Annotated in this window: 6 protein-coding genes; all 6 read left to right on the top strand. The window is 64.7% G+C overall.

The window, feature by feature from the left end; genetic code table 11:
• A partial coding sequence (locus Q0176_RS07355; RefSeq protein WP_299300882.1) for a hypothetical protein occupies positions 1 to 664 on the top strand: 664 nt, incomplete at its 5' end.
• A gap of 566 nt (positions 665 to 1230) precedes the next feature.
• The gene (gene pyrR, locus Q0176_RS07350; RefSeq protein WP_299300880.1) at positions 1231 to 1782 is read left to right on the top strand and encodes a bifunctional pyr operon transcriptional regulator/uracil phosphoribosyltransferase PyrR; all 552 of its coding nucleotides are present in this window, start codon (positions 1231 to 1233) and stop codon (positions 1780 to 1782) included.
• Position 1783: 1 nt separating this feature from the next.
• The gene (locus tag Q0176_RS07345) at positions 1784 to 2716 is read left to right on the top strand and encodes an aspartate carbamoyltransferase catalytic subunit (RefSeq protein WP_299300877.1); all 933 of its coding nucleotides are present in this window, start codon (positions 1784 to 1786) and stop codon (positions 2714 to 2716) included.
• 13 nt (positions 2717 to 2729) lie between these two features.
• Positions 2730 to 4064 (top strand): dihydroorotase, encoded by a 1335-nt coding sequence (locus Q0176_RS07340; protein WP_299300874.1) that lies wholly within the window; start codon positions 2730 to 2732, stop codon positions 4062 to 4064.
• The gene (pyrF, locus tag Q0176_RS07335; protein ID WP_299300871.1) at positions 4055 to 4936 is read left to right on the top strand and encodes an orotidine-5'-phosphate decarboxylase; all 882 of its coding nucleotides are present in this window, start codon (positions 4055 to 4057) and stop codon (positions 4934 to 4936) included. The genes Q0176_RS07340 and pyrF overlap by 10 nt, the downstream gene beginning before the upstream one ends.
• A gap of 37 nt (positions 4937 to 4973) precedes the next feature.
• Positions 4974 to 5570: an orotate phosphoribosyltransferase gene (gene pyrE / locus Q0176_RS07330; RefSeq protein WP_299300868.1), complete on the top strand. Its 597-nt coding sequence runs from the start codon at positions 4974 to 4976 to the stop codon at positions 5568 to 5570.
• Positions 5571 to 5722: the final 152 nt, after the last annotated feature.

Genomic DNA, 5722 nt, shown 5'->3' with positions numbered 1-5722 from the left:
CCTGGTATCACTTCCACGTTACTTATTCTACGAGGAGGTTTCCGATATGCGACTGGAGCTCAGCTATATCCGCGAGGGCATAGCGACGTTCTACGTGTACACCGGGGAGGAGCCCCGTGAGATCTTCTACAGGGTTTCGCCGGATAGGGATTTCCGCTCTGCCGGGTTTTCGAGCGAGCGTAACCCCGTGACAAAGGAACGGTATGCCCAACACACGATCGACCTGAAAGAATGGCCCAGGTACGAGTTGGAGGTCAAATATGCCGATCAGGGTGGGGGTATGCACGGACCTCAGACCTTCGGGGTCGACCTGCATGAGGAATTCATGGAGGAGGTGCGAAAAGCCTTGGATTACGTGGATTGGGTGACGTTTTCCAAGGGGAGGAAGACCGATATCCAGCTCGATGTCTTCCGGGAGTTGTGGCCGTTGGGTGCGGGCTGGAACGTTATCGACAAGATCGCCTACGGCGTCAACAAGAAGAGCCCCAACCGGGTGCGCGAAAGGCCCAAGCCGGATAAGGAATTGCCCGTCGCCGACATTGCAGACCGTTTCCTTGTTGTGGAGACGAAGGAGAAGGTCTGGTTTATCTCCATGCAAATTTTCTTCTCCGACGGCACCAGCACGGACGTCCGTGTTTTCGAGAATCCCTACGCGGATCTGTGAACGTATGGGCAAGCTTTTTATCGGAGTGACATTATCATTATTGAACATTGAACGGTCGAATCACCCAAATCCACAATCTTCCATAAGAGAGCCTCCTGACTCGAAAACAGCACGGGCCATCGTGCTGTTTCCAGGGGCGCTGGGAACATGGGTTCAGCCTTTGTAAGAAATGCTTCTGCCACAGTTTGCCTTACACATCTCCTGGTGTGCGAAGAGGAAATCTACATCAGATTCTCTTCGCGGGCCCTGCGATTGTTATGGAACAACGACGTATATCGGGCCTCCTTTGGACAAAATTCAATTTTTGTGGTAAAGTTCCCCTTGGTTTTGGAGAGCAGCGCACAAGCGTCCTTTAAGTTCGGTCCGGAGAGGCCGAGAAGGCGGCGTGTGGGAGACTATCCATAAATATTGCAAGGTGAGAAATGTTGCAAGGATAATCGTGCCCTGTCGTCTTTTCGTAAGGACGGCAGGGCATTTTCTGTTTTTTGACGCGTTCCGCGTCGGCCTTTTGGCCGGGAACCTCTGCCGTTCTCCGTGAAAGTGAATCAGGTACGAAGGAGGCACTCATGAAGGAGAAGGCGCGCATCATGGACGCCCAGGCCATGGGCCGTGCGGTCCAGCGCATCGGGTACGAGATCGTCGAGCGGAACAAGGGGACGGAGAACGTCGTCTTGATCGGAATCCAGCGCCGGGGCGTGCCGCTGTCGCAGCGGATCGCCGGCCACATCGACCGGGTGGAGGGGACGACGGTCCCCGTGGGCTGCCTGGACATCACCTTTTATCGCGACGACCTGTCGCTGCTCTCGGAGCACCCGGTCCTCAACGGGACGGACATCCCGTTCGTCATCACGGGCAGGGACGTGGTGCTGGTGGACGACGTGCTGTTCACCGGCCGTACCGCGCGCGCCGCGATGGACGCGGTCATGGAGGTGGGCCGTGCCCGTACGATCCAGCTGGCCGTTTTGATCGACCGCGGGCACCGCGAGCTGCCCATCCGGGCCGACTACGTGGGCAAGAACGTTCCCACATCCCGGAACGAGCTCGTCTCCGTGCGCGTGGCGCCGTTCGACGACGAGGAGTCCGTCGTCCTGCTGGACATGAACGAGGGGGAGAACTGACATGCTGCGCTCCAAAGACCTGCTTGGACTGCGCAATACCGGCGCCGACGAGATCCGCGAGATCCTGGACACGGCGAAGATCATGAAACAGGTGATCGTCTCCAACAACAAGAAGACCCCTCATCTTCAGGGAAAGTCCGTCATCACCGTCTTCTACGAGAACAGCACGCGCACACGGCTGTCCTTCGAGCTGGCCTGCAAGTACCTGTCGGGCACCGCCTCGGGGATGACCGCCTCGGCGTCCAGCGTGGCCAAGGGGGAGACCCTGATCGACACGGCCCGGACGCTCGACGTCATGGGCACCGACGTGATGATTCTGCGGCACCCGATGACGGGCGCACCGCACCTGATGGCCAGGCACGTGAGGGCCTCCGTCATCAACGCCGGGGACGGGACGAACGAGCATCCCACCCAGGCGCTGCTGGACATGTTCTCGATGGAGGAGCGGTTCGGGTCGCTCGAGGGGCTGAGGGTCGCCATCGTGGGGGACGTGACCCACAGCCGCGTGGCGCGCTCCAACATCTACGGGCTCGGCAAGATGGGGGCCAAGGTCGTCGTCGCGGGGCCGGCAACCCTGATGCCGGTGGAGATCGAGTCCCTGGGCTGCGAGGCCACCTGCCGCGTGGACGACGCCATCCGGGGCGCGGACGTGGTGATGGGGCTGCGCATCCAGCTCGAGCGGCAGAAGAAGGGGCTCTTCCCCTCGGTCCGCGAATATCATAAGTTCTTCGGCCTTACGGAGGAGCGGATAGCCCTGGCCCGCAAGGATGCGCTGGTCATGCACCCCGGCCCCATCAACCGGGGCGTGGAGATTGCGTCGGACGTCGCGGACGGGCCGCAGTCGGTCATCGACGGGCAGGTTACCAACGGGGTGGCGGTGCGGATGGCGCTGCTTTATCTGCTGACGCGCACCCGCGCCGAGGCCGGGGCGTAGGGAGGGGCCGAGCATGACGAACAGCCTGATGAACGAGAACTGGATGAATCGTAAGGAGAGCGCGGAGGACATTTTGATTCGGGGCGGCGACGTCCTGACCGTCTCGGGCCTGGAGAGGGGCGACGTGCTGATGCGCGGCGGCGCCATCGCCGCCCTGGGGAGGGATCTGGAGGCCGGGAGCGCCCGGGTGGTCGACGCCTCGGGGCTCCTGGTGGCGCCGGGTCTGGTCGATATCCACTGCCATCTGCGCGAGCCGGGCTACGAGCACAAGGAGGACATCGCCTCCGGAACCGCGGCGGCGGCGGCCGGAGGGTTCACCTCCGTCTGCTGCATGGCCAACACCGACCCCGTCAACGACAACGCGGCCGTGACGGAGTTCATCAAGAGCAGGGCGGCGGAGCGGGGAAGCGCGCACGTGTATCCCATAGCGGCCGTGACGAAGGGCCTGAAGGGGGAGGAGCTCACCGAGATGGGGGAGCTGGCCGAGGCGGGGGCCGTGGCCCTCTCCGACGACGGGCGGTCCGTCAAGAGCGCGCAGCGCATGAGGCTGGCGCTCCGCTATGCCGGACGCTTCGGCCTGACGATCGTCTCCCACCCGGAGGACGACGAACTGACGAACGGCGGCGTCATGAACGAGGGGTACTGGTCGACGGCCCTGGGCCTGCCGGGGGTCACACGGGCTGCGGAGGAGACGATCATCGCGCGGGACTGCATGCTCGCGGGGCTGGAGAACGCGCGGCTGCACGTGGCGCACGTCTCCACGGCAGGCGGGGCCGAGCTGGTGAGGGAGGCCAAGCGGCACGGCTGGCCCGTGACCTGCGAGACGGCGCCCCATTACCTTTATGCCACCGACGAGTGGCTTCAGGACTACGACACGAATGCGCGGGTGAACCCGCCGCTGCGCACGGAGGCGGATCGGCTGGCCCTGATCGAGGCCCTGAAGGACGGGACGATCGACTGTATCGCCACCGACCATGCGCCGCATCACGCCGACGACAAAAATGTGGAGTTCGCCCTGGCATTCTCCGGCATATCGGGGTTCGAGACGGCGCTCGCGGTCTGCTGGACGGCGCTGGTCGTGCCCGGCCACCTGACGCCCGAACAGGTGCTGGAGAAGCTCACGCGCGCTCCGGCCAGGGTTCTGGGGCTCGACGCGGGGACGCTCGAGGTCGGAAAACGTGCGGACGTGACGTTGATCGATCCCCGGGCCGAGTGGACGGTGAACCCCGGGAAATTTCGGAGCCGCGGAAAGAATACGCCCTTCGCCGGACGTACCCTGACGGGGGCGGTCCGCTGCACCTTCCTCGAGGGACGCCCGGTGTATGGGGACGGCCCGGAATGCAGATAGACCGTCTGATCCGGGCGATCCGCGAGCGCGGCAACCCCTCGGCCCTCGGGCTCGATACCCGGGTCGAATATGTTCCCGAGGCGTTCGCCCGGCACCACATCGAGGCCGGGGGGCCTGCCGATGCGGTGCGGGCCTTCAACTTCGCCCTGCTCGACGGCCTGAGGGATCTGATCCCCTGCGTGAAGGTCCAGGCGGCCTATTACGAACGGATGGGGCTCCCGGGGCTGTCCTGTATGTACGATACCGTGGCGGAGGCGCGGAGGCTGGGCTACGTCGTGATCCTCGATGCGAAGCGGGGGGACATCGGCGCGACCGCCGCGGCCTACTCCGAGGCGTACCTCGCCTCGGACGCCCCCCTGGCGGCGGATTTTCTGACGGTGAATCCCTACCTGGGCAGCGACGGCGTGACGCCCTTCGTGGACGATTGCCGCACGTCGGGCCGGGGGATCTTCGTCCTGGTCAAGACCTCGAACCCCTCCTCCGGCGAGTTCCAGGACCTGACCGTCGGGGACGGCCGGGCGCTCTTCGAGCACGTGGGGGTGAAGGTCGGGGAGTGGGGGGCCGGCCTCGTCGGCTCGGAGGGCTACAGTTCTGTCGGCGCGGTCGTCGGGGCGACGTATCCCGATCAGGGGGCGCGGCTGCGCCGGCGGATGCCGCACACGTTCTTCCTGCTCCCGGGCTACGGGGCCCAGGGGGCGTCCGCCAAGGCCCTGGCCGGCTGTTTCGACGCGTCCGGAGGGGGAGCGGTCGTCGCGGCGTCGCGGAGCCTCATCTGTGCCCACAGGAAGGCCGGGACCGACGACTTCGTCTCGGCCGCCCGGGACGAGGCGCTGCGGATGAGGGCGGAACTGAACACGGCCCTCGGACAATAGAAAAAGTGGTTCCGATGCGGCGGAAGGAGGAGAGAACATGCCCGACGTGATACGGAGGGATGAGAGACAGAGGAGGACCGAGGAGCTCCTGACGCTTGTGAGGGCGCTCCGGACCGGACATTTCAAGCTGACCTCGGGGCTGCACAGCGACCGCTACATGCAGTGTGCCGCCCTGTTCGAGCACCCCGTGGCGAGTGAGGAGCTCTGCGCGTCGATCGCCGATATGTTCCGGGGGGGGCGGGTCGACGTGGTAGCGGGCCCGGCGCTGGGCGGCGTCATTCTGGCCTATGAGGTGGCGCGGTCCCTTGGGGTCCGCAACATCTTCGCCGAGCGGGAGAACGGGAAGATGACCTTTCGGCGCGGCTTTCACGTGAACCTGGGGGAGCGGGTGCTGGTGGTCGAGGATGTGGTGACCACCGGCGGCTCGGTGAGGGAGGTCATCGAACTTCTGAGGGAGACCGGGGCCGAGGTGGCCGGCGTGGGGGCGGTGGTCGACCGTTCGGGCGGCTCCGTGGATTTCGGCGTTCCTTTCAGGCCGCTGATGTGCATGGAGGCCCGGAAATGGGAGGAGTCCGAGTGCCCCCTTTGCCGGGAGGGGATCCCCATAGACAAGCCCGGAAGCCGCGCGGTGTGATTGCTCCGTTCGCCATGGTCCGTTATGGATGGGGCATGCGGGGATGAATCAAGGCTGCCGCCGGCGTTCTGTCGGCGGCAGCCTTATTTTTGATGAAAACTCCTGGCGATGCTGCGGATGAACCCCCCGGCGAAGAAACCAGGCGATCGAGG

This window comes from uncultured Fretibacterium sp. (assembly GCF_938040765.1).
Classification (GTDB): domain Bacteria; phylum Synergistota; class Synergistia; order Synergistales; family Aminobacteriaceae; genus CAJPSE01.
Note: the sequence above shows the minus strand (reverse complement) of the source record. Positions and strands in the feature narration are given on the sequence as shown.

Bases quoted from the DNA above. Each gene is read 5' to 3' on its own strand.
- pyrR (WP_299300880.1), top strand. From the start codon at position 1,231: ATGAAGGAGAAGGCGCGCATCATGGACGCCCAGGCCATGGGCCGTGCG.
- Q0176_RS07345 (WP_299300877.1), top strand. From the start codon at position 1,784: ATGCTGCGCTCCAAAGACCTGCTTGGACTGCGCAATACCGGCGCCGAC.
- Q0176_RS07340 (WP_299300874.1), top strand. From the start codon at position 2,730: ATGACGAACAGCCTGATGAACGAGAACTGGATGAATCGTAAGGAGAGC.
- pyrF (WP_299300871.1), top strand. From the start codon at position 4,055: ATGCAGATAGACCGTCTGATCCGGGCGATCCGCGAGCGCGGCAACCCC.
- pyrE (WP_299300868.1), top strand. From the start codon at position 4,974: ATGCCCGACGTGATACGGAGGGATGAGAGACAGAGGAGGACCGAGGAG.